This window comes from Cellulomonas olei, from assembly GCF_039548315.1.
Taxonomy (GTDB): domain Bacteria; phylum Actinomycetota; class Actinomycetes; order Actinomycetales; family Cellulomonadaceae; genus Cellulomonas.
Map to the genome: position 1 here is coordinate 53,688 of NZ_JBCLVN010000005.1, position 20,471 is coordinate 74,158.

Consider the following 20,471-nt stretch of genomic DNA (forward strand, 5'->3'; position numbering starts at 1 on the left):
GGGCTCACTGCGCGGCGTCGGCGAGGGCCGTGGCCGGGTCGGTCTGACCCGCCACCGCTCCGGAGAGCGCCTCACCGAGCCGGGTCGCGACGGACGCGAAGGACGAGCCGAGGTCCTCGGTGCGGCTGCGGGCCGCGCCGACGGCCTCCACCCAGGGCACCAGCCGCGGGTCGTCCGCCGCCTGCTCCTCGGCCTGGTCCGCGTACGGGGAGATGTACGTCTGGCCCTCGAGCCAGCCCGCGAGGTTCTCGCGCGAGGTGAAGCAGGACGCGAACTCGCCGGCCGCGGTCACGATCGCCGGGTCCTCGTTCTGGACGACGTTGATGAACTCGCCGCCGAGCGGGCTCGGCGCGGCGCCGCCGTCCGGGGCGGGGATCGGCACGACGGCGTAGTTCACGTCGCTGTCGTCGAGCGTGTTGAGCTGCCAGGTGCCGTTGACCATCATCGCGGCGTGGCCGGCGGTGAACTGGTCGCGGATCTCCTGCTGGTTGAGCGTGACGTTCTCGCCGGAGGCGTACCCGTCGGCCACCAGGTCCGTCCAGAGCGTCAGCGCCTCGACGGCCTCGGGGGAGTCGACGTCCGTGAGCTCGGCGCCCGCGCCCCAGAAGAACGGCAGGAACTGGAACGTGCCCTCCTGGTCGGGGCGGGCGGAGAACGCGATGCCGTAGCGCCCGGTGGCCGGGTCGGTCAGCGCCTGCGCGGCGGACCGCAGGGAGTCCCAGTCGGTGGGCGGCTCGAGGCCGGCCTCCGCGAACGCGTCGACGTCGTAGAACAGCGCGAGGGTGTTGGACCCGAACGGGGCGCCGTACGTCTTCCCCTCGTAGATGCCGGACGCCACGATGTTCGGCTGCATCTCGCTGGTGTCGATCCCGGCGGCCTCGTTGTCCGCGAGGATCCCGGTCTCCGCGAACTGCGCGACGTTCGGGTTGTCGAGGATGAGCAGGTCGGGCAGGTCACCGGTCGAGGCGGCACGCGTGTACTTGTCGTAGATGTTGTCGCTGACGGTGCGCTCGATGGTGATGCCGGTCTCGTCCTCGCAGGTCGCGATGAGCTCCTCGAACGGCGAGCCGCCGGTGTTGTACTGCGTGAACCCGTCCCAGAACGTCAGCTGCGTGGGGTCGCCCCCCGACTCGTCGCCACCGCCGGAACCACAGGCGGTCGCGAGCAGGGCGAGGGGGAGGGCGAGGGCGGCGGCAGAGGCCAAGCGTCGTTGCTTCACGGTCATCCTCTCTGATGAGCGGCGGTGCGGTACCCCATGTGGAGAACCGGTTCACCGATGCGCGGCACCGTATCCTCGGCGCGCTCGGCGGATCAAGGGGGTGAGGTGAACCGGTTCACCGATCGTGACCGGATCGTGACCTGACACCGCCGTGGGAGCGCGCCCGCCGCCCGAAGGCCCCGCCGCCCGCCGTCCCGCGCACCGCCGCCCCCCGCCCCTGCGCCCCCACACGCTCGCGCGAGGTCGTCATCTCGGGCCGAGGTCGTCAGCTCGGCGTGACGACCTCGGCCGCAACTGACGACCTCGGCGGGCCCCGAGGGCGGCGGGGCCGCGTGTCAGGCGCGCAGGCCGCGGCCCGCGGGGCCCGTCGACCCGTGCTCGTGCAGGACCGCCGGCAGCAGGTCCACCGCCCCGCCCGCGGCGCCCGCCAGCTCGTCCAGCGCGCGCTCGACCGCGCGGGACACCATCGCCCGGCCCGGCAGGTCCACGAGCGTGGTCCCCGGGTGCAGCGGCAGGAACTGCTCCGCCGGCGCCAGCGCCAGCACGGACACGTCGCCGGGCACCGAGCGGCCGCGCCGCGCGAGCTCCGCCGTCAGGTCGTCGAACGACGCGAGGCCCAGCACCAGGACGCCGGTCAGGCCGGGGAGCTCGGTCAGCACCTCGTCCAGCCACCGGCCCGCCGCCCCCGGCCCGGGCAGGCACGACACGACGGCCCCTCGCAGGCCGAGCTCCGCGCACGTCTGCGCGAACGCCGTCCGGTACCGGTACCGGAACGCCAGCTCGTCCACGTTGTCGTCGGGGTGCACCAGCACCGCGACCTCGCGGTGCCCCAGGGACGCCAGGTGGCGCACCATCACGCGGGCCGCCTCCGCGAAGTCCAGGTCGACCGCGCTCATGCCCGCCGGGTCCGCGGGCCAGCCGATCAGCACCGTCGGCAGCCCCCGCTCCCGCAGCACCGGCAGCCGCCGGTCGTGCAGCCGGATGTCCATGACCACGAGGGCGTCGGCCAGCATGTCGCCCGCCAGCTCGTCGTCGCCGCGGCCCATCACGAGCACGTCGTAGCCGCGCGGCTGCGCCGTGTACATCGCGGCGCGGACGAACCGCATGAACACGTCGACGTCCGGCTCCGGCGTCGCCGGGGAGTACGACGCGAGCATCCCGAGGATGTTCGTGCGGCCCAGCGCGAGCGCCCGCGCGGCCGGTGACGGCCGGTACCCGAGGCGCGCGACGCTCTCCAGCACGCGCTGCACGGTGGCGTCCGGCAGCTTCTTGCGGCCCGACAGGACGTAGGACACGGTGCTCGGCGCGACCCCGGCGTCCGAGGCGACGTCCCTGATCGTGGCCATGCGCCCAGCGTAGAGCGGCGGCCTGCCCCGCAGAGCGTGTCCGGGGGCCGGCCGCCGCCGCGCACTCAGCCGAGCGCCACCTCCACGCCGCCCGAGAACGGCGAGTCGTGCAGCTCGAGCCGGGTCAGCGCCGCGTCGGCCGGGATGTCGAACACGACGGTGCCCGTCACGGAGTTGCCCGGGTTGATCTGGTTGAGGAACGAGTTCGCGTCCCCGAGGTACACCGCGGCGGTGCCGTCCGCGGACAGCTCACGGCCCTGGGCGTCGAACGCCTTCTGCGAGGAGCCGTCGAAGTACTGGGCCTCCTCGCCGATGTTCGTCACGGTGAGGTGGACGAGCACGAACTGGCCCTGCGCGTCCTGCCCGAGCATGTCGTCGCCGATGCGGGCGACGCCGGGCTCGACGCCGGTGACGGTGAACTCGAACTTGCCGTCGCGGACCGGGGTGCCGATCCCGGCGGGCTGCTCGGCGGCGGGGGCGGCGTCGTCGCCCGCGTCGTCGGCCGCCGGGTCGTCGGCGGGAGCCGCGGGGTCGCCGCCGCCGCCGGCCGTGCTGCCACCGGCGGCCGGGGCGGAGGCGTCGGGCGCGTCGGAGCCTCCGGACGTGGCCGACGCGATCGCGACGACGGCGACGACCAGCACGCCGAGCGTGGTGAGCACCTTGTGACGGGCGAACCACGACCGCTTCCGCGTCGGAGGCTCCGACGGGGGCGGCGTGGGCGCGCCGGGGACGGGGTACGAGCCGGGCGGGGGGACCTGGGACATGGTGCTGCTCCTCGTGGGCGCCGCGGACGCGGACGGATCGGGTGGTGCGGACCGGCGGTGACGGGCACCGCCGTGACGTGCACCGACGCTCCCGGACCGGCCCGGGGCGCGGCGTCGGCCGGCCGGGCAGGACCGGTGTGCCCGATCGGGCAGCACCGACCCGGTCGGACCGCCCGGTCGGCGGACGTGGGGTGTCCCCGGTCGTCCGTACCCTGTGCGGCATGTCCCTGGTCCCCGGCCCGCAGCGCCCTGTGTCGTCGGGTGCCGTGTCGCCGGGTGCCGTGCCGTCGGGTGCCGTGCCGTCGGGCCCGGCCGCCGCGACGTGGTTCCCCGGCGCCCCGCCCGCGGGTGGGGCCCGCACCGCCGCGCCGCGCCCGGGTCGGCCGTGGTGGTCGCGGGCCGGGACGGTCGGTGCCGTGACCGTCGCCGCGTTCAGCGCGATGGTCGCGTCGTCGTTCAGCGGCAACGCCCGGGTGACGGACGACCCGCGCATCGCGCTCGACATCGTGGCGATGCTCGTCGGCCTGGTCGGGGCGGGGTTCCTGGTGGCCCGCCGTTCGGCCGCCGTGCCCCTCACGCTCGCCGCGTCCGCGCTGCCCGTGGTGCTGCCGCTCGACTCCGTCACCGCGCTGATCGCCCTGCCGTGGGTGTTCGCGACCGCGTCCCGCCGGGTCGCCTGGTGGTGCACCGCGGCCGTCGCCGCCGGGAGCGGGGCGGCGCTGTGGCGGGACGCCGCACGGCCGCCGGAGCACCGCGTGCTGAGCCTGACCGACCAGGTCACGGGGCAGATCTCGACCGCGAGCCCGCTCGGCATCGTCGTCGTGGGCGTGCTGTGCCTGTCCGCGTCGGTCGCCGCGGGGCTGGTCCGCGCGTCCCGGGCGCGTGCCGAGCGCGCCGTGGCGGACATGGAGGGGCAGGTGGCGCGGGCCGACACCCTGCGGGACCGGATGTCCCGCCAGGAGGAGCGTGAGCTGATCGCCCGCGAGGTCCACGACACCGTCGCCTACCACATCTCGCGCATCTCGTTGCAGGCCTCCGCGCTCGAGGTGCAGCGCGGCGCCACCGACGCGCAGGTGCAGGCCGCCGCCCAGCAGGTCCGCTCCTCCGCGCAGCAGGCGATCGCCGAGATGCGCGGCCTCATCTCCACGCTCCGCACGGGGGACGACCCGCACGCGCCCGGCGCGACGCTCGACGAGCTCGCCGGGCTGCTCGACGGCGCCCGGCGGCAGGGCCGGTGGGTCACCAGCACGGTGTTCGTCACCGACGGCCGCGACGCCTCGCCGGCCCTCACCAGGGCGGCGTTCCGCATCGTGCAGGAGGGCCTGACCAACGCGCTCAAGCACGCCCCGGGCCGCCCGGTCGAGGTGACCGTCCGCGCGTCGCCCGCCGAGGGCGTCCACCTGCGCGTGGCGAACCCGGTCGTCCCCGGGGTGCGGCCGGCCGCGCCGGGCACCGGCTCCGGGCTGGTCGGCATGCGGGAGCGGGCCGCGCTGCTCGGCGGCACCGTGCAGGCCGGCGTGCACCAGGGCTGGCACGTGCTCGACGCGCGCCTGCCCTGGCAGTCCCGGACGGACGACGGCCAGGCCCTACGCTCGTCGGTGTGATCCGGGTCCTCGTCGTCGACGACGACGCGCTGGTGCGCACGCTGCTCACGACGATCCTGGCCGCGCAGGACCTCACGGTCGTCGCGCAGGCCGCCGACGGCGACGAGGTCGTCCCCGCGGTGCAGGCCCACCACCCGGACGTCGTGCTGCTCGACCTGCACATGCCGCGCATGTCCGGCCTCGACGCGCTGGCCGCCCTGCGCGAGCTGCCGTCACCGCCGGGTGTCATCGCGCTCACGTCCTTCGGCACCGACGAGACGGTGGTCGCCGCGGTCCGTGCGGGCGCCTCGGGGTTCCTGGCCAAGGACGCCGACCCGGCGCAGATCGCCGAGGCCGTCCGCCGCGTCGCCGACGGGGACGGCGCGCTCGGCCGCGCCGCCGCCGGGTCGCTGCTGCGGCACGTCGCCGCCGACCCCGACCGCGGCCGGCGCGAGGAGGCGCAGCGCGCCCTGGAGGTGCTGACGGAGGCGGAGCTCGAGGTCGCCGCGTACGTGCCCGCCGGGCTGTCGAACCAGGCGATCGGCGAGCTGACCTACCGCTCGGACTCGACGGTCAAGGCGCACCTCAGCCGCGCGATGGCCAAGCTCGGGGTGACGACGCGGTCGCAGCTCGCGGTCATCGTGGACCGGGCGGGTCTGCGGCCGGGCTGACGTCCGCTGCCCCAGCGGCCGGCCGGGTCCACGGGCCGGACTCACGGGCCGGGTTCACGGGCCGCGTTCGTCGGCCGGGTCCGTCGGCCACGGGCCCGGGCCGCGACTCGGCCCCCGCCCGCCGGACCGTCGGCGGGGACACGTCCGGGGCCGGCGCGACGTGCGCCGGCCCCGGACCGTGGAGGGTGGGACGTCCCGGTGCTCAGCGCGTCGCGAACCGCCTGCGGGCCGTGAGCGTCACCGCGCCCAGGCCGATGAGGCCCAGTGCCGTGAGGGCGGCGACGCCCGCGGAGTCGGCACCGGTCGCGGCGAGCTCGCGGGTGGGTGCCGGACGCGCCGCGGCCGGGGCTGCGACGGCGGCCGGCGCCGCGACGGCGGGGGACTGCGGCGCGGTCACGACCGGCTCGACGTCGCTCGTCGCGGCGAGCACGCCGGTCGCGGTGACCTCGAACCACAGCACCCGGGACAGCGGCGAGCCGTCCTGAGCCGTGCCCGTGAGGGTCAGGCTGTGCCACCCCGGCTCCAGGCCCTCCGGGATGACGACCTGCTCCAGCAGGGCGCCCGACCCGGGCGCCGTGCCGCGGGCCAGCACCTGCGGGGTGGAGCGCAGCACGATCGTCCAGGACGACCCCGGCAGCAGGCCGGTCGCGGTGACGCTGGCGGGTGCGCCGGCGACGGGGTCGCCCACCGAGGCGCCGAGCTCGATGGCCACCGCCGTGCCCGGCAGGACGGGAGCGGCCGCGGTGGTGAACGGCACGCTGGTCGCAGCGGAGACCGGGCGGATGCCCGAGGCGTCCAGCGCGCGCACCTCGACGGTGTACGCCGTGCCCGGCTTCAGGCCGGTCAGGGTCGCGCCCGGCTCGGACGTCGCCGTCCAGGCCGACCACGTGCCGCCCGTGCCGGTGCGGTACTGCCAGGTGGTGCCCGGCGTCCAGCCCCACGCCACCACGGCGGAGGTCGTCCGGACGGAGGGCGTCGACACGACCGGGGCGGCCGTCGGCTCCGCCGCGGCCACCGTGCCGGTGAACGTCGCCGGCGTCGAGCCGCCCGAGGCGGACGTCGCGGTGATCGTCACGGAGTAGGGGCCGGCCGCGCGGGGGGTGCCGCTCAGGGCGCCCGTGGCCGGGTCCAGCTCGACGCCGTCCGGCAGCGCGCCGGCGGTCACGGCGTAGGCGGTGGCGTCCGAGGCCAGCAGCAGAGCCTCGACGGGCTCGCCGGCGCGCATCACCGGGAGCATCGCGGTCTGCCACGAGGGCGCGACGACCGTGGCCACCGTGAGGTCCAGGACGTTGGACTGTCCGCCGCTGCCGAAGCACGACATGCCCTGGAACGCCGCCGTGAGGAGCTGGAAGTGACCCGTCAGCGGGACGCCGTCGACGTCGACCATGTCGAAGGTGACCGTGTAGCTGCCGCGGCCGTCCTGGTCCGGGTCGGTGTAGGGGATCGCGAACCACTCGCGGCCCCAGAGCCCGTAGTCGGTGGTCGGGCGGAACGTGTAGGGGTAGCCGTACGCGAACATCCGGATCGAGCCGTCGTCGTAGCAGCCCGTCACGTCGACGACCACGTCGAACGACGTCGCGTCCGACGGCAGCGTGGCGCTCGTGGAACCGTCCGGCAGGCGGATGCTGATCGCGGGGGTCTCGGCGGCCGCCAGCATGGTGGTGGCCGGCGCGGGACCGGGGTCGGCGCCGTCGTCGGTGTCGACGTCCGTGTCGGTGTCCGTGCTGGTGGGGCTGCTGTCGACCGGGGCGACCGGGCTCGTGCCCGCGTCGTCGCCGGGGACCACGGGGGCCGCGTCCGTGTCGTCCGTGGGCGTCTCGTCCGTGGACGCGCCGTCGGCGGGCGTGCTGTCCGTGGGTGCGCTGTCGGCGGACGTGCCGTCGGCGGGCGTGCTGTCGGCGGGCGCACCGTCCGCGGGGTCGGAGGTGTCCGTCGTCGTGACGGAGGCGCCGTCGGCGGGCGCGTCGTCGACGGCGAGCGCCGGCAGACCGCCGAGCGTGAGTAGGAGGGCGGCCGTCGCGATGGTGGCGGCCGGCCGGACCCCGGACCGGGGCGTGGCCCGTCGGCGGGCGCGGAGACGTGAGGTCATCTGAGCTTCCTGGGATCGGGGAGCCGGATCTCGCTCCCGCGGTCCCGGAGGTGACCGCGTGCCGTCCGACCTCCCTGCTATCGGCGCCTGACACGTCACCTTGAGCGCCGCGACGCCCGCGCACCCGTGCGGACGCCGGGCCGCCCGGACCGCGCGTGGGTAGCGTGGCGGGCATGGGGGCGGGACCCGGGGACGACGACGCGGCGGACCAGGTCCTCGACGCGCTGCGCGCCGGGACCGGGGCGCTGCTGACGGGTGTCGCGGGGTCGGGGGCGGGCGCGCTCGCCGAGCGGGCTGCGGGTGTGCTCGCGGAGGACGGCTGGCAGGTGCTCCGGGTGCCGGGTCGTCCGGGCGTCCGCGGACGGCCGCTCGCCGCGCTCGCGCTGGCCGGGTGGGCGGCGCGCCCGGCGCCGGGTGACCCGCTCGGTCCGGCGACTGCGCGCGTGCTGGAGGCCGTCGGTGCCGGGCGCGCGGTGCTGCTGTCACGCCGGGCGGACCTGCTGGACGAGGAGTCCCGCGCGGTCCTCGCGACGGTCGCCGAGCAGACCGGGTCGCTGCCGCTGCTGACCGCCCGGCCGGCCCGCGCGAACCGGGTCGCCGCGTCGCGGGCCGCCGGCGCGGTGCCGCTGGCGGGCGTCGCCGTGCCGCCGCTGCGGTTCGACGCGCTGCTGGCGGTGCTGACCGAGGAGCTCGGCGGGCCGCCGGCGCCGGACGCCGCCGCCCGGGTGTACGCCCTGTCGGCCGGGGTGCCGGGCGTCGCGCGTGCGGTGGTCGCGGGGGCGCGCCGGGCCGGGCGGCTGGTGCTCGTCGACGGGGTGTGGACGGCGGTGGCCGACCTGCGCACGCCGGGACTGGTGACGGTCGTCGACGCGCTGCTGGAGGGACTCGACGGGCCGGCGCGGTCGGCGCTCGCGGTGCTGGCGACGCTCGGTCCCGCGAGCCCGGCCGTCGTGCGCCGGGTGCTCGAGTGGGACGACCTGGCGGCGCTCGAGGACGCCGGCGTCGTGCGGGTGGTCGACGCGGGGGACCGGACCGAGGTGGTCGTGGTGCCGCCGCTCGTGGCCGAGCACCTGCTGGCGGTGGGTGGACGCGTCGAGGCGGCGCGGGCCCGTGAGCAGGTGGAGCGGGCGCTGGCCGCGACCCCGGGCGGCGCGGGTGCCGCCGCGGGGGACGCCCGGGTGGCCGCCCCGGTCAGCGGGGTCGCCGGGGTGGCCGCCCCGGCGTCCGTCCCCGCAGCCGCGCCCGTTCCCGCCCCCGGGGGCGTCCCCGCGGCCGGCGCGCAGCCCGACGGCCGGGGTGCGCGGCTCGGCGACCGCCCCGCGCAGCCTGACGGCGGCCGTGCGCAGCCCGACGGCAGCGGTGCGCGGTGGGCCGAGTCCCGGGAGGGCGTCGCGGTGCTGGGGCGGGCCCTGCGTCGCGCGGCGGCCACCCGGCTCGCGGTGCGCCGGGCCGAGTGGGAGGACGAGCCGGACGCGGGCACGGCGGTGCCGTTCCTCGACGCGCTCGCCCGGGCCGGCGCCGACCGGCGCGAGGTGGAGGCCGCCGTCGCCGCCGCCCGGGACCGGGTCGGGTCGGCCGGTCGCGCGGCCGTGGACGAGTGGCACGCGCGCTACCTCGGCCTGGCGTGCGGCGAGGTGGACGCGGCGCTCGCGGTGCCGGTGCCGCAGGACGCCGCGGGTCGGCGGTCGCGGCGGCGGCTCGAGCTGCTGCTGGGCGTGGGCGCAGGCGGACAGCACGAGGACGAGGACGGGGACACGGGTGGGGAGCGGCCCGACGGCTGGCTGCTGCTCGCCCGGGGCCGTGCGCTCGACGCGCTGGACGCCCTCGACGCGACCGACCCGCCGGCCGGGCCCACCGCGCCCGACCCCGACGAGCACGCCGCCCGCTGGCTGGCGGTGCTGCTGGCGGGTCGCATCGACGAGGCGGTCCGTGACGCGTCCCGGGCGCTGGACGAGGCGCGCGCCGCGCTGGACGGTCCCGCGATCGAGCTCGGGGCGGCGGTCGTCGCGCTGGGGCTGGCGCTCGCGGGCCGGTCGCGGGAGCTGCGCGAGCACCTGCCGGGCGCCCTGGCGCTGGGGTCGACGGCCCCGTTGCAGCCGTGGGCGCGCGCCGGGCTGCTGTGCATCGGGTCGTCCCTGGCCGCGGCGGACGGCCGGGTGGTCGCCGCGCAGGCGCTGCGGGACGGCCTGGTCGCGATGCGGCTGCCGGTCGGGCCGGTCCCGCTGACGTCGGCGACGCTGGCGAGCACGCGGGTCACGGTCGCGTCGGGCACCGACCCGCGGCGGGACGCGGAGGCGCTGTGGGCGGAGGTCGAGCTCGACCTGGACCGCGGGTTCGTCCCCGCCGCGGTGCTGTCCGGGTCCGCCGCCGCCGAGGTGCTGCCCGACCACCCGTCGGCCGCCCGGGTCGCGGCCGCCGCGTCGCAGGCCCAGGGGACGCTGCTGCCGGTGCTCGGGCGCTACGTCGCGGCGCTCGCCTCCGGCAGCCCGGACGAGGCCGCGCGCGTCGCGCCGGAGCTGCGGGCGGCCGGGCTGCGCGTGCACGCCGTCCGCGCCCACGCGCGCGCCGCCTCGCTCGCGGCGCTCCAGGGCGACCCGGCCGCCGCGCGGGAGCAGCTCCGGGCTGCCGAGGCGGTGATCGCGGAGGCCGGGGGAGACCTCGACCGGGCGCTGGACGCGGTCGGGCCGGTCGCCGGGCTCAGCGCCCGCGAGCTGGAGATCGCCCGGCTCGTCGCAGGCGGGGCCTCCAACCGGCAGGTGGCAGAGACGCTCGGCGTGTCCGTGCGGACCGTCGACAACCACCTGTACCGGATCTACCGGAAGGTCGGCGTCAGCGACCGGGAGAGCCTGGCCCGCCGCATCCACTGACCGCGACCCCGCCGAGGGCGGACCACGTGAGCACAGCCGCCCGGGTCGCTCGCCGCCTCGCGCCCGGCTGCTCCACCGCGTGCCGCGCCCTGCTCGCGGGCGTCGCGCGGCCGGTGAGCAGCACCCCCGCGGAGGTCCGATGGGTGCACACCGCACCCGGTCCTGCCGACACCCGGGTGCCCGAGCGCCCCGGAGGTCCCCATGCCCACCGCACCCGCGCCCGCCCCGCACGGGACGCCGCAGCGGCAGACCGCGCGCCGGTCCGTCGACCGCTCCCGGCTGGTGGTGCTGGTGCCCGCGCACGACGAGCAGGCCGCCCTGCCGGGCACCCTGCGCGCGCTGCGCCGTCAGACCGTGCGGCCGTCCGCGGTGACCGTCGTCGCCGACCGCTGCACGGACGCGACCCCGGAGGTTGCCCACGCGTTCGGCGCCCGCGTGCTGCGCACCCGCGACAACGCGGACCGCAAGGCCGGCGCCCTCAACCAGGCGCTCGCCGCGCTCGCGGTCGCGCCGCCGGAGTACGTGCTGGTGCTGGACGCGGACACGCGGATCGCCCCGACGTTCGTCGAGACCGCCCTGGCGCACCTCGACTCCGACCCCGCGCTCGGCGCGGTCAGCGGCATCTTCCACGGCGACGGCGCGCACGGGATGGTCGAGCGCTGCCAGGCGAACGAGTACACGCGCTACGCGTCGAAGATCCTCACGACCGGCCGGGTGGCCGTCGTCACCGGCACCGCGTCGGTGTTCCGCTACCGGGCGCTCGCGGACGTGGCGGAGCACCGCGGCGACGTCCTGCCGGGGCCGCGCGGCGACGTGTACGACCGCGCCGCCGTCACGGAGGACTCCGAGCTGACGCTCGCGCTGCGGACCCGCGGCTGGCGGCTCGTCGCCCCGTCGGACTGCCGGTGCAGCACCGAGCTGATGCCGACGTTCACGACGCTGCACCGCCAGCGCGTGCGCTGGTACGCCGGGATGCTCGACAACCTGCGCGCGTACGGCCTGACGCCGGTGACCGTGCGGTACCACCTGCAGCAGGCGGCCCTCACCCTGGGGACGCTGACCTGGTGGGCGATGCTGGCGATCATGCTGGGCGCCGCGCTCGCCGGCACGTTCGTCTGGCAGGCGTTCTGGCTGGCCGTCGGGGCCGTGTTCGTCGTCGAGCGGCTCGTCACCGTCTGGGACGGCGGCCCGCGGGCGCGGTGGCTGAGCGCCGCGGTGCTGCCGGAGCTCGTCTACGACACGGCGCTGCAGTGCGCCTACCTGCATGCCTGGGTGACCCACCTGCGCGGCCGGCAGCCGAGCTGGGGTCACCTCGCACCCGCGCGCGCCTGAGCGTGCACCGACCCGCGGCCGCGGCCGCACGACACGAGAGGAGGGGGAACCGTGTACCAGATCACCGGACAGGGGGCGGGCGTGCTCGCCACGACAGGGCTCGCGCTCGCGAGCGGCTGGGTCGCCGCGTGGACGCTGGCCGTCGCGGGCGTGGCCGTGTGGTCGGTCGCGCGCGTGCTGCGGCGGCGCGTGGCCGCCCGCGCGGGTCGCTGACCCGCACCGCGACGGGGTGTCGGTGGGATACCGACACCCCGTCGGTATGATCCCGACATGACGTCGGAAAACCGGCGTCCGACCCGAACGGAAGAGGCCACCCGTGTTCCTCGCCCTGCGCGAGCTCGCCTTCGCGCGCACCCGCTTCGGACTCGTGGGAGCGGTGGTCGCCCTGATCGCCGTCCTCATGGTCCTGCTGTCCGGGCTGTCGTCCGGACTCGTCACCGATGGTGTCTCCGGCCTCCAGCGCAGTCCGATCGACGCGCTGGCCTTCGCCGAGGGCACCAAGACCGACTCCGCCTTCACGCGCTCCGAGGTCACCACCGAGCAGCGCGACGCCTGGGCGGCCCGGGACGACGTCGCGGTCGCCGAGCTGCTCGGCACCGCGATCGTCAACGCCAAGAACGACGACGGCACGCCCGTCGACCTCACGCTGTTCGGCGTCCGGCCGGGCGGGTTCGTCGCGCCCGAGGCGGCGCAGGGACGCGAGGTCGCCGGGGACGGCGAGGTCGTCCTCAGCGCCACCGCGCGCGACGAGGGCGTCGAGATCGGCGACGTCATCACGCTCGACCGCCTCGGCACGCCGCTCGAGGTGGTCGGCTTCACGGCCGACCAGCGCACGTTCGGCCACGTCGACATCGGCTACATCGCGCTGACCACCTGGCAGGAGGTGCACGCCGGCGTGTCCCCGGGGGACCCCGTGCCCGCCGACGCCTACGACGTCGCGAGCGTCGTCGCCCTGCGGGGCGTCGGCGGCGACGGCATCGACCTGGCCGCGGGTGACGCCGCCGCCGGGACGTCCGCCCGCACGATCACCGAGGCGTACGACTCCTCGCCCGGCTACACCGCCGAGCTCATGACCATGCAGCTCATCCAGGCGTTCCTGTACGCGATCTCCGCACTGGTCGTCGGGGCGTTCTTCACGCTCTGGACCGTGCAGCGCACCCGCGAGCTCGCCGTCATGCGGGCCATCGGCGCCTCCACGCGCTACCTGCTGACCGACGGCCTGCTGCAGGCCGCGATCCTCCTGGTGACCGCCACCGCCGCGGGCGTCGCCGTCGGACTGGGGGCCGGTGCGCTGCTCGACGGGACGGGCATGCCGTTCGCGCTCGAGGCCGCGCCCGTGCTCGGCGGCGCGGCGCTGATCGTCGGGCTCGGCCTCGTCGGTGCCGCCGTCGCGACCACCCGCATCGCCTCCGTCGAGCCCGTCACCGCCCTGGGAGAGAACCGATGACCGCCACCACCGCCGGGCCGTCCGGCACGCCGCGCACGCCGCGCACGCCGCGCACGCCCCGCCCGCGCGACGCCGAGCCGCGCATCCCGTCCGAGCTCGCGCTGACCGACGTCGTGCTGACGTTCGGCGACGGCGACCAGCTCGTCACCGCCCTCGACCACGTGGATCTCGTCGTCCAGCCGGGCGAGATCGTCGCGGTCGTCGGCCCCTCCGGCGCCGGCAAGTCCAGCCTGCTGGCCGTCGCCGGCGGGCTCACCCGCCCGACGTCGGGCTCCGTCGTGGTCGACGGCACCGAGCTCACGGACGTCTCCACCCGGGGGCTCGCCCGGTTCCGGCGCGACCACGTCGGGTTCGTGTTCCAGTCCGGCAACCTCGTGCCCGCGCTCACCGCGGTCGACCAGATCCGCCTGGTGGAGAAGATCACCGGCAGGCCCCCGGCCCGCCCGCCGCTCGAGCTGCTCGACGCGGTCGGCATGGCCGAGCACGCCCACCGGCGCCCCGGGCGCCTGTCCGGCGGCGAGCGTCAGCGCGTCGGCATCGCCCGGGCGCTCGCCGCGACCCCGTCGGTGCTGCTCGTCGACGAGCCGACCGCCGCGCTCGACCGCCGGCGCAGCCACGAGATCGTCGAGCTGCTCGCCCGGCGCACGCACGAGTTCTGCGTCGCGACCGTCATGGTCACCCACGACCACGACGTGCTGGAGCACGTGGACCGCGTGGTGGAGATGGTCGACGGGCGGCTCCGGCCGGCGTGACCCGGGGCGGCTAGGTCCGGTCGGGGACGGTGCCGTCCGCGGCGCCGCCGTCCTCGGCGGTGCCGGTGCGCCCGCGCGTGCCGGCGCCGCCGAGGTACGGCTCCAGCAGCGCCGCCGTCGCCTCGTACGCCCGCTCCAGGTCACCGGTCTGCTCGACCCGCCGCGACGCCGCGTGCACCAGGGCGTTCACCAGCTCGGCCGTCGTCTCCGGGTCCGGGACGCCCAGGGTCCGCAGCGCGTCCAGCACCGGCAGCAGCAGCTGCTCGTGGAACGCCCGCGACTCCCGTGCCAGGTCCTCCGCCGGTGCCACCACGGCGAGCGTCCGCGCCAGCGCGTGCTCGCCGTCCGCCACCAGCTGCAGGTTCCCCCGCACGAACGCCAGCACCCGCTCCGCCGGGTCCGGCGCCGCGCCCATCACCGCGTCGAGCCGCTGCTGCCACCGCGGGAACGAGTCGCTCACCACCGCGCGCAGCAGGTCGTCCCGCGACCGGAAGTACTCGTACACGCTCGACCGCGACAACCCCGCGCGCTCGCCGACCTCCGCCAGCGACGGCAGCCGGTCGGGCTCCGCGGTGAGCGCGTCGCGGGCCGCGTCGAGCAGCGCCCGGCGCCGCGCCGCCCGGTGCTCCGCGACGGTGGGGGCGTCGATCCGCGGCACCGCAACCCCTCCTGTCCGACCGGTCGGCGGGCCCGGGCGGGCCCGGCGGCCACTCTAGGCCGCCGATGCGGGCAGAGGTCACGCGCCCCGTCCGGGCTGCCGGGCAGGCCAGGCGGCGAACGGTCGTCGCAGCGGTGGCGGCGCCCGTGGGACATCCGCCATCCACCAGCGGCTGGCTTCCGAGCGGGCCGGCGACGCGCGCTGCGCCGGCCCCGGGGACCGCGCCTGCGCCGGGGTTCCCACGCAGCGTAGGAGGACGAGCGGCCAGCGAGCGCAGTGCCTCCTACCGTCGGTGACGAGCTCAGAGCGTCTCCGAGGAGGATCGTGCCGGCGCCCGATGTGACCCCACCGGTCTTCTACGTGCCGTGCACGACAGACGCCTCCGGGGTCTTCCGCGCCACGCTCAGACGGACGAACGACGGCCGGGTAGCGCTGCTCGTCTACACCGCGCTCGACCGCCTGCTCGCGGGCGCCGGCGATGTCCCCTGGGTGGTGATGTCGGTCGGCGATCTCGGGCGTCTCCGTGAGGAGTCGCCGTTCGACGTCATCTACCAGGATCTGCGGATCCCGACGGAGCACCGGGAGTCGACGGCATGACACGTGGCGTGGCCGTCGGGTACGGCGAGCTCAGTGCCATCGCGGCCAGGCTCCGGGCGGCAGCGGGCGAGGAGGGAGGCCCAGGTTCCGAGCTCCCGGAAGTCCCGCCGGATGTCGTCGGTGGCACCGTCGCGATGGAGACGGCCGCGCACCTGCTGAGGCAGTACGGACACCTGTGCCTCGCCCTCGAGTCCGCGGGCGAGGCGATCGAGGCGACGCGGGCGAGCTATGAAGCCGCAGATCGCAGCTCCTCGGAGCGGCAGCGGAGCCTGATGGAGAGGCGATGACAGACCTCGACACGACGCTGCACGTGGACGCCGCTGCGCTCCGTGGCACGGCTTCCTGGCTCAGACGGCGGCTCGGCGGGGGACTCGATTCGGCTGTCGACGCCCTGCTCTACGCACGTGCTGACCGTGGGGCGTGGTCGGGGCCCGCCTCCGACGCCTTCCGGGCACGAATGTCGTCTCTGGTCGGGCCCGCGAGCGCTGTGGCAGATGCTGCCGGCGCTGCCGCCGCGGCGCTGGACAGGCTCGCGGAAGCCTCGCAGCGAGCCACCGGATCGATCGGCGAGATCCGTGCGACCGCGGCGGGTGCCGGGCTCGCAACTACTCCAGGGGGCATCGTCCGGCCACCCACAGCTCCCGCGCCCTCCCGCCCCAGGGCGCCGTCGGGTTCCGCTGCGGCCCGTCGGTACGCAGCCGCTGTGCTCGAGCACCAGCAGGCGAGCCGTCGCGTGGAGGCCTTCGTCGTCGCCTCGGCGGCGGTAGCGGACGTCCGAGCCGAGCTGGCCGATGCCCTCGACGACTTGGAGCGGACCGCTGCCGGCGTCAGGACGTTGTCGGTCCCCGCGATCGACTTCGCGGTCGGTGCGGTGATCGGCGGTAGCGTCGGGCTCGGGGTGACGGCGATGCGAGGGCAAGCCCGCTTCCTCCTCGACGACGCCGACACGCTGGAGTCCCGGACGCGGCTCCCCGGGTCGAGCCGGTTCCCGCAGCAGTTCTACCGGGACGTGGACGACGCCGCGCGATTGCGGGTGCAGGCACAGGGCGCCGCCGACGACGCCGCCAGGCTCGCCCGCGCCGGCAGAGTGGGCGGTGTCGTCACCAGCACCCTTCTGACGGGGGTCTCCATCAGCAGCGACATCCAGGCAGGGGAGAGCGCCGAGCAGGCCTGGGCGTCGAACCTCGGTGGGCTCGGCGCGTCGGTGGCGGCGGGAGCGGGGGTCGGCATGTTCCTCGGCTCGTTCGCTCCGGGCATCGGGAACGTCGCCGGCGCGGTCATCGGAGCAGCCGTCGGGGGTCTGGTCGGCATGTTCACGTCCGGTGTCATCGACGGGCTGTACGAGGAGAACGGCGACGTCGCTGCGGCTCTGGCCACCGGGATCGGTGACCTCCGCGAGTCGGCTGAGGCAGTCGGTGACGTCGTCGTGGGTGGCGGACGGGCCATCGGGGTCGCTGTCTCCGGCCTCGGGCACGGCCTCTCAGACGCGTGGGAGTCGGTGTTCGGATGAGCGATCCGGACCGGAACGGTCCGCGGGACCTGCGCGGCCCGTCGAGCCAGGCTCTCCGTGCGGAGCTCCACCGCCGTGAGCGCCGTCGTCGTCGCACGGAGGTCCCCACGATCAGCGCGCTGCTGATCGTGGGGTCGCTCATCGCGGTGGCGGCACGTGATGATCCCGGCTTCATGCTTCTCGGCGTGTGGATCGCCGGGCTCGGTCTCGTGTTCCTGGCGGCACGGTGTGCGCGCTCCAGCCGTCGGTGGATCCCTTGGGGCGCTGCGCCGCTGATCGCCGAGACCGGCGGGACGCCAGCGACCGTGATCCCGGCCGACGTGCGGGCTGATCGCATCGCGGCGGCGATCCCCGGGTGGACCGCGGCGACGCTCGCCGCGTCCGCCACCGCCCTGAGCGCCGCTGCGGACCCTGTCGGTGTCGTGACGGCCGCGGGCGCGATCGGGTTCGGGGTCTTCACGGTTCGCGCGGTGCTCCGGGCCAGACGGCCCGGGGTGTGGATGACCCCGCAGCAGCTCGTGGTGCGTGACGCGCGCGGATCCCTCACGGTCGCCTGGGCAGAGGTCGTCGACGTGGTCGCGCCGTCCGCAGCCTCCGGGCCAGTGGTGCTGCGGGTCGCGGTGTCCCGCGATCGCGGTCCGGCTGCCTCCGGGGAGGCGCTCACGACGATCAAGGGCATCCCGACCGACAGGCTCCCTGAGACCGGGGAGGCGATCGCCCGGGTGCTGACGCACTACCGCTCCGCCGCCGCGGCGGCGGAGCTCGGGACGGAGCAGAGCCTCGGGACCGTGCAGCGGCTGCTGGGTGGCGAGGGCGCATGAGCTGGAGCGGCGCAGGCCCGTGAACCCGCGCGGGCTGGCGTCCGCCGCCGGGTGCCTCCGGGTCGAGCTGGTCGACGGCCTGCGGATCGCGCTCATCGGCGGGCGGCCCGAGCCGAACCTGCGCGACCTGCTGCCCGTCGGTGCGATCGGGGTCGGGGCTCTCGCCGCGGGGGTCGGGGCGACGGCGTGGCGACGTCGGTGGCGGATCACGCGGGTGAAGGCGGCGCTGGGGAGCTGCCAGTCCGGGACGGTCGTCACGGGGGTGATGCCTCGCCGGCTTGCCTGCGCGGTCGCCGCGGACGGCGTCGATCGCCTCTGGTGCCCGCGCGCGGTCCGGCGGTCACCCGCCGAGGCGGCCGGTGGCGAGCACCTCTCCGGTGTCCATGTCGAGCACGACGGCATCGACGTCGGCGGGCCACTCGTCCGTCCGCGTCGGCACGTAGGTCGGGTCGGGGCCGCAGGTGATGCGGTCCCAGGTCGAGTACACCTCCGCGTTGTCCACCCCGACGACCGCGACCCGCGGGTGATCGCGCATCCGGGTGTTCGGCCACTCGTCTGGGTTCTGGATGATGCTGCCGTCAGGGTTCGCCGGCGCGCCGTTCCACCAGCCCTCGAGGTCGCCCGCCGATGTCTGCCCAGCTGGCGGGAACTCCGCGCACAGGGCGTACTCCGAGGGGACCCACTCGGTGGGTGCAGCCGTCGGGCCTCCGCGCTCGGCCTGCTCCGCGATGAGCTCGGCAGCGCTCGGGCTGGTGGCGGAGTCCGAAGCGGGCGCCGAAGCCCCGTCTGCCGTCGCGCATCCCGCGAGCGAGGCGACGAGGACGGCCGAACCGGCGAGGGCGAGACTCCACAGGCCGAGCGACCCTTGGCGGGGCCGGGTCGTGTTCATGCGTGCCACCTACTTGCGGTCTGGTCCGACAGGGAATGCGCGTACGAGGTCGTACGCAGTCGTCGTACATCTCCGCGCCGGCCGGTCGTCGCGTCCGACCGTTCGGGCCCCGGGGCCGTCGCGTCCCGGACCGGCATCTGGTCGATGGCGCTGCTCGTGAAGCGTGGTCGATCCGGGATTCGGCCGGACAGGCAGAGGCTAGGACGGGGCCTCACGTCGTCGCAGGCGAACCGATGTGCCATGGGTCACACGTGGCGTGGTCGCAGAAGACCGAGCGGCGACATCCTTCTCGGGAGTCCGGCCCTGTCGTTTGCCGGGCCCGGCGTCCGTGAAGCACCGGGGAAGCCCATGTGGCTCGGCCGGGCGTATGCCATACGGTCAGAGGCAGACCGACACCTGCGGAAGCGAGGTCCTGATCGACCTCTGACCTGTGAGGTCGTGGACCACCTGCTGGAGGAGATCATCGAGTGAGCGACCAGCCGTTCGACGACATCGAGGCGTGGCTCGCGCTTCCGCAGGAGGAGCGGGACGAACGCATGCGTGCCTGGAAGGCTCGGCGCGATGCCGAAGCCCCGAGCGGGCCCATCGGGCTCCGCAAGGCACGGGTGCCGATCGCCAGCCGGGTGACGGGCCGTCGACGACCGGACGGCACGATCGAGCCGGTCGATCCCGTCCCCGCCGGGACGAGCAGGGGCCGGGAACGCGGGTCCTACGGCGCCTCGCTGATCACCGAGCAAGGAGGCGTTCGAGCGTGCGCGACGCTGCCCCGGCTCTTCTGAGCGTCCGGTGGGACGAGCCGCTGACACCCAACCGCTGCGCGCACCGGTAGGCTGAACGGGCGTCGAACGGCCTGTGCAGGACCGACCGGCGTCGCACGGGGCCGACGAGAACATGCACGGACCGACCCGGGGCGATCTTCGCCGGGTTTCCGCCCACGTTTCTGGCCCGGCCCGGGCGCCTGTAGCTCAGTGGATAGAGCACCGCTCTCCTAAAGCGGGTGTCGGCAGTTCGAATCTGCCCAGGCGCACAGCGTGTTGTCGCAGGTCAGGGACTGGATTCGCGCCCCGGCCGCGGCGGAACCAGTGTCCGATTTGCCGGGCTGTGGTCAGCGCGCGGTCAGCGACTTGTCTCAGGACGTGGACGGTCCGTCTAGGGCGCGGACGGACGCTGGCGAACGGCCGGTGGGCGCCGCGGCCGGGTCTTGCGTTCCCGGCGGCAGGCGTGGCTTGAGTGGTGCGGTGCAAACGCTGGGCCGCACGAAGTCGATGGAGTTCGCGCACTGCGACCGTCACGGGGGGACCGCTTTGATCTGGGACTCGATCCCGTGGAAGGCGGACCTGCTGCGTGTGGCCGACTCTCTGGAACGGCGGACCGTGCAGCGACGGTGGAGCGAGCGCACCTCGTTCCTGGTGGAGCGCGATGTGATGAACGCAGCGTACGCCGTGAGGAAGCTCATTGAGGCGCGCAAGGTCTCAGACGAACTGGCCGCGGAGACGGTCCCCGCCCGGGAGCACACGCTCATCGGGAGGCCTGTCGATGTCTGGAACCGACACGAGTTCTACGTGCACTACGACATGGAGCACACTCAGTCGGTGCAGCTGGCGTTGGCCGACTTCTGCAACCAGGTGATCCACTCCTGGGTCTGGATGTTGTCCGTGACGGAGGAGCCGCCGCACTTGTTCGACGGCATCTTTGTGTCATCCGACAGGAAGCGGCGGAGGTGCGTCTACTTCCTCGCCGCAGCGACCCTCGTTCGGGTCTTCCGTGCTGTTGCCGACGACGACATCGTGTCCATTGCGATGCTGCGCGACGCGAGCGGCGACATGCACATCATGAAAGCGAGCCGGGTGTTGCCGGCGGACCTCGGCGTGCCCGAGGAGTCCCTCCGCGAGCCGCCGCTCGGCCTCCAATGAAGTGCAGGTGACG

At 75.8% G+C, this 20,471-nt stretch carries 18 protein-coding genes and 1 tRNA gene; 13 read left to right on the top strand and 6 right to left on the bottom strand.

All coding sequences use genetic code 11. From position 1 onward, the window contains the following. Positions 1-4: 4 nt before the first annotated feature. The 3 genes from AAHH18_RS02860 to AAHH18_RS02870 form a co-directional block, all read right to left on the bottom strand. Positions 5-1,204, bottom strand: a complete 1,200-nt coding sequence (locus AAHH18_RS02860; protein WP_343300491.1) for an ABC transporter substrate-binding protein — start codon at positions 1,202-1,204, stop codon at positions 5-7. A 350-nt stretch (positions 1,205-1,554) separates the two neighbouring features. Then, the gene (locus tag AAHH18_RS02865; protein WP_343300492.1) at positions 1,555-2,565 is read right to left on the bottom strand and encodes a LacI family DNA-binding transcriptional regulator; all 1,011 of its coding nucleotides are present in this window, start codon (positions 2,563-2,565) and stop codon (positions 1,555-1,557) included. A gap of 65 nt (positions 2,566-2,630) precedes the next feature. Then, positions 2,631-3,329 (bottom strand): DUF4352 domain-containing protein, encoded by a 699-nt coding sequence (locus tag AAHH18_RS02870; protein ID WP_283321439.1) that lies wholly within the window; start codon positions 3,327-3,329, stop codon positions 2,631-2,633. A 221-nt stretch (positions 3,330-3,550) separates the two neighbouring features. On the opposite strand from AAHH18_RS02870, the gene AAHH18_RS02875 reads away from it, so the two are divergent. Next, a complete protein-coding gene (locus AAHH18_RS02875) occupies positions 3,551-4,933 on the top strand; it encodes a sensor histidine kinase (protein WP_343300493.1) in 1,383 nt (460 codons plus the stop codon). Then, entirely contained in the window at positions 4,930-5,583 is a 654-nt protein-coding gene (locus AAHH18_RS02880; protein WP_283321437.1) for a response regulator transcription factor, read from the top strand. The genes AAHH18_RS02875 and AAHH18_RS02880 overlap by 4 nt, the downstream gene beginning before the upstream one ends. 202 nt (positions 5,584-5,785) lie before the next feature. On the opposite strand, the gene AAHH18_RS02885 is transcribed toward AAHH18_RS02880, so the two are convergent. Then, a complete protein-coding gene (locus tag AAHH18_RS02885) occupies positions 5,786-7,672 on the bottom strand; it encodes a putative Ig domain-containing protein (protein ID WP_343300494.1) in 1,887 nt (628 codons plus the stop codon). Positions 7,673-7,845: 173 nt separating this feature from the next. Between AAHH18_RS02885 and AAHH18_RS02890 the strand changes: the two genes are divergently transcribed. From AAHH18_RS02890 to AAHH18_RS02910, 5 genes are all read left to right on the top strand, one after another. Further along, positions 7,846-10,539, top strand: coding sequence for a helix-turn-helix transcriptional regulator (locus AAHH18_RS02890; protein ID WP_343300495.1), 2,694 nt, complete (start codon positions 7,846-7,848; stop codon positions 10,537-10,539). Positions 10,540-10,740: 201 nt separating this feature from the next. Continuing rightward, the gene (locus AAHH18_RS02895) at positions 10,741-11,871 is read left to right on the top strand and encodes a glycosyltransferase family 2 protein (RefSeq protein WP_343300496.1); all 1,131 of its coding nucleotides are present in this window, start codon (positions 10,741-10,743) and stop codon (positions 11,869-11,871) included. Positions 11,872-11,922: 51 nt separating this feature from the next. Next, complete coding sequence (locus tag AAHH18_RS02900; RefSeq protein ID WP_283321433.1) at positions 11,923-12,084, top strand: hypothetical protein; 162 nt, start codon at positions 11,923-11,925, stop codon at positions 12,082-12,084. Between the two features lie 103 nt (positions 12,085-12,187). Continuing rightward, positions 12,188-13,318 carry an ABC transporter permease gene (locus AAHH18_RS02905; protein ID WP_343300497.1) on the top strand — a complete coding sequence of 377 codons (1,131 nt, stop codon included), beginning with the start codon at positions 12,188-12,190 and terminating at the stop codon, positions 13,316-13,318. Further along, complete coding sequence (locus tag AAHH18_RS02910; RefSeq protein ID WP_343300498.1) at positions 13,315-14,070, top strand: ABC transporter ATP-binding protein; 756 nt, start codon at positions 13,315-13,317, stop codon at positions 14,068-14,070. The genes AAHH18_RS02905 and AAHH18_RS02910 overlap by 4 nt, the downstream gene beginning before the upstream one ends. 10 nt (positions 14,071-14,080) lie before the next feature. Here AAHH18_RS02910 and AAHH18_RS02915 read toward each other — a convergent pair whose 3' ends face one another. After that, positions 14,081-14,728: a TetR/AcrR family transcriptional regulator gene (locus AAHH18_RS02915; protein WP_343300499.1), complete on the bottom strand. Its 648-nt coding sequence runs from the start codon at positions 14,726-14,728 to the stop codon at positions 14,081-14,083. Between the two features lie 324 nt (positions 14,729-15,052). Between AAHH18_RS02915 and AAHH18_RS02920 the strand changes: the two genes are divergently transcribed. From AAHH18_RS02920 to AAHH18_RS02930, 3 genes are all read left to right on the top strand, one after another. Continuing rightward, positions 15,053-15,325 (top strand): SAV_915 family protein, encoded by a 273-nt coding sequence (locus AAHH18_RS02920; protein WP_343300500.1) that lies wholly within the window; start codon positions 15,053-15,055, stop codon positions 15,323-15,325. A gap of 703 nt (positions 15,326-16,028) precedes the next feature. Then, entirely contained in the window at positions 16,029-16,835 is an 807-nt protein-coding gene (locus AAHH18_RS02925; RefSeq protein ID WP_343300501.1) for a hypothetical protein, read from the top strand. After that, a complete protein-coding gene (locus tag AAHH18_RS02930) occupies positions 16,832-17,656 on the top strand; it encodes a hypothetical protein (RefSeq protein ID WP_343300502.1) in 825 nt (274 codons plus the stop codon). The genes AAHH18_RS02925 and AAHH18_RS02930 overlap by 4 nt, the downstream gene beginning before the upstream one ends. 340 nt (positions 17,657-17,996) lie before the next feature. Here the strand turns inward: AAHH18_RS02930 and AAHH18_RS02935 are convergent, their stop codons facing one another. Next, entirely contained in the window at positions 17,997-18,545 is a 549-nt protein-coding gene (locus AAHH18_RS02935; protein ID WP_343300503.1) for a hypothetical protein, read from the bottom strand. 467 nt (positions 18,546-19,012) lie between these two features. Between AAHH18_RS02935 and AAHH18_RS02940 the strand changes: the two genes are divergently transcribed. The 3 genes from AAHH18_RS02940 (at position 19,013) to AAHH18_RS02950 (ending at position 20,458) form a co-directional block, all read left to right on the top strand. Continuing rightward, positions 19,013-19,324, top strand: a complete 312-nt coding sequence (locus tag AAHH18_RS02940; protein ID WP_343300504.1) for a hypothetical protein — start codon at positions 19,013-19,015, stop codon at positions 19,322-19,324. Between the two features lie 175 nt (positions 19,325-19,499). Further along, positions 19,500-19,572 (top strand) — tRNA-Arg (locus AAHH18_RS02945). A gap of 238 nt (positions 19,573-19,810) precedes the next feature. After that, positions 19,811-20,458: a hypothetical protein gene (locus tag AAHH18_RS02950; protein ID WP_343300505.1), complete on the top strand. Its 648-nt coding sequence runs from the start codon at positions 19,811-19,813 to the stop codon at positions 20,456-20,458. Positions 20,459-20,471: the final 13 nt, after the last annotated feature.

Coding starts and splice junctions, on each gene's coding strand:
- AAHH18_RS02865 (WP_343300492.1), bottom strand. CDS start 2,565: ATGGCCACGATCAGGGACGTCGCCTCGGACGCCGGGGTCGCGCCGAGC.
- AAHH18_RS02870 (WP_283321439.1), bottom strand. CDS start 3,329: ATGTCCCAGGTCCCCCCGCCCGGCTCGTACCCCGTCCCCGGCGCGCCC.
- AAHH18_RS02875 (WP_343300493.1), top strand. CDS start 3,551: ATGTCCCTGGTCCCCGGCCCGCAGCGCCCTGTGTCGTCGGGTGCCGTG.
- AAHH18_RS02885 (WP_343300494.1), bottom strand. CDS start 7,672: ATGACCTCACGTCTCCGCGCCCGCCGACGGGCCACGCCCCGGTCCGGG.
- AAHH18_RS02890 (WP_343300495.1), top strand. CDS start 7,846: ATGGGGGCGGGACCCGGGGACGACGACGCGGCGGACCAGGTCCTCGAC.
- AAHH18_RS02895 (WP_343300496.1), top strand. CDS start 10,741: ATGCCCACCGCACCCGCGCCCGCCCCGCACGGGACGCCGCAGCGGCAG.
- AAHH18_RS02910 (WP_343300498.1), top strand. CDS start 13,315: ATGACCGCCACCACCGCCGGGCCGTCCGGCACGCCGCGCACGCCGCGC.
- AAHH18_RS02930 (WP_343300502.1), top strand. CDS start 16,832: ATGAGCGATCCGGACCGGAACGGTCCGCGGGACCTGCGCGGCCCGTCG.
- AAHH18_RS02935 (WP_343300503.1), bottom strand. CDS start 18,545: ATGAACACGACCCGGCCCCGCCAAGGGTCGCTCGGCCTGTGGAGTCTC.
- AAHH18_RS02950 (WP_343300505.1), top strand. CDS start 19,811: ATGGAGTTCGCGCACTGCGACCGTCACGGGGGGACCGCTTTGATCTGG.